Annotated in this window: 2 protein-coding genes; both read right to left on the reverse strand. The window is 65.9% G+C overall.

Going from position 1 to position 2,159, the window contains the following annotated elements; genetic code table 11:
• Nucleotides 1–62: 62 nt before the first annotated feature.
• Nucleotides 63–845, reverse strand: coding sequence for an IS21-like element helper ATPase IstB (gene istB / locus AC3WTE_RS32550; RefSeq protein ID WP_492443749.1), 783 nt, complete (start codon nucleotides 843–845; stop codon nucleotides 63–65).
• Nucleotides 846–847: 2 nt separating this feature from the next.
• A complete protein-coding gene (gene istA / locus AC3WTE_RS32555; RefSeq protein WP_492443750.1) occupies nucleotides 848–2,089 on the reverse strand; it encodes an IS21 family transposase in 1,242 nt (413 codons plus the stop codon).
• Nucleotides 2,090–2,159 lie beyond the last annotated feature (70 nt).

Below are 2,159 nucleotides of genomic sequence, written 5' to 3' on the forward strand. Positions count from 1 at the left end.
TGTTGACGACGGTCGAAAAGTAGGCCAGAAGCGACGGTGAAAAGTAGGCCACGTGGTCGTGGTTATTGTGCCGTGTTGTCGGCTCTGGCGGAGGGCAAGGTGTCGATTCCGGTGTCTTTGAGCCGGTAGCTGGAGCCTTTGAGGGTCAGGACGTCGGCGTGGTGCACGATGCGGTCGATCATTGCCGCGGCCACCACTTGGTCACCGAACACGTCGCCCCAGCGGGCGAAGGGCAGGTTCGAGGTCAGGATCAGTGAGGCGTGTTCGTAGCGGCTGGAGACCAGTTGGAAGAACAGGTTCGCCGCGTCCTGTTCGAAGGGGATGTAGCCGACTTCGTCGACGACGAGCAGGCCGATGCGCCGCAGTTTGACCAGCTCGGCCGGGAGTCGCCCGGCGTTGTGGGCGGCTTTGAGGCGGGCGACCCAATCCACGGCGGTGGCGAACGCGATGCGGTGTCCGGTCTGGGCGGCTTTGATCGCCAGTCCGATCGCGAGGTGGGTCTTGCCGGTGCCGGGTGGCCCGAGGAGTACCACGTTGGAGGCCTTGGCCAGGAACGCGCCTGTGCCCAGGTGGGCGATCATGTCCCGGTTCAGCGTTGGTTGGTGATCGAAGTTGAAGTCCTCCAACGATTTGCGGGTCGGGAAACCGGCGGATCGGATACGTGTCGCTGCGCCGGAGGCTTCCCGGGCCGCGACCTCCCGAGACAGGACTGCGGCGAGGTATTCCTCATGGGTCCAACCCGTGTCGCGGGCTTGCTCGGCCAGTCGGGCAGCCGAGTCGCGGATGCGCGGCGCCTTGAGGGCTTGGGCGTAGTGCAGGACGGCTTTCATTGGGTCCTCGGCCATGCTCATGCCACCTCGTCATCGGAAGTGACGGTGCCTGTGGTGAAGTCGACGCCGAATGCGCGGTCGTAGTCGGCAAGGTCGCGCACCAGCTGATCACCTGCCGCTGGTGGCGGGCCGGCCTGGAACTGGTGGCGCAGCACTGCGGCGGCCTGCACGTGGGTGGGGTCGGTGAGGGTTTGTCGGGCCGCCCAGCAGCGGTCGTGAGCCGCCAGCAGGCGGCCTGACCGGGTCACCGTCACCTGGGACAGGGTGGTGCTTACCTCGACGAGTTGGCCGATCGCATGGGGGTCCACGGAGTAGTCGTTGCCGGCCACCCGGACGTAGTAGTCGCGTCCCAGCCGCACCGAGGTCACAGTCTGGACGGTCGGCGGCACCGGTGGCAGCGCCAGCATGTGCGCGCGATCGATATCGAGGAAGTCGACCGGACGACCATCCAACACCCGCACCCGTCGGTTGTTGGCAATCGGAAGCCATTGCCCGAGTTGGTCATTGAAGTCGTGCGGTGAGGTGAAGCTGCGACCGGGCAGGAATGAGGTCTCCAGATACCGGTTGGCTCGCTCCACCATTCCTTTGGATTCGGGGTCGTTAGGCTTCATCTGCACCAGTCGCGACCCCAGCGTGCCCACCAAGGCCGTCACGGGTTCGGTCAACCGGCCGCGACGACCGATCCCGGCTTCGTTGTCCCACCACAACTCGTGGGGCACCGTGGTGAAGTTCTGCGAGAGCAGCTGCCACATCCCGGCCACGAGGTCCATGGTGTGGCGCGAGGGCAGCATCACCGCGGCGACGAACCGGGAGAAGGCGGCCACCATCACCAGCACCGGCAGCATCGCCTCCTGGCCGAACCCGACCGCAATTCTCGGTGCCGGGAACCACAGGTCGCACTGGATCACCCGACCCGGCGGATGCTCGAGGCGATCGACCGGATCAGCAGGTAGATACTCCGGGCGAAGCGCCCGGACCCGCTCCCGGAACCAGGAGATCGAGCCGGTCCAGCCGACCCGCTCGGCGAGCACCGTCGCCGGCATCCGGGGATAGACCGACAACAACGCCCGAAGCCGCGGCTCCACCTCGGTGATCGCCGACGGCCCTGCCGCCCGCTCGTACTTCGGTGGACCATCACTGGCCAGCGCGCTGGCCACCGTGTCTCGCGCGATGCTCAGCTGTCGTGCGATAGCCCGCTGCGACAACCCTTCGCTGCGGTGAAGATGCCGGATCAAGGCCCAGTCTTCCAAGGAGATCACCCATCCAATCTGATTGGGTGGCCTACTTTTCAGCCGTCGCGACTGGCCGGATTTTCAACCGTCGTTAACA

Source organism: Mycobacterium sp. FW102-FHT13B02, from assembly GCF_058790275.1.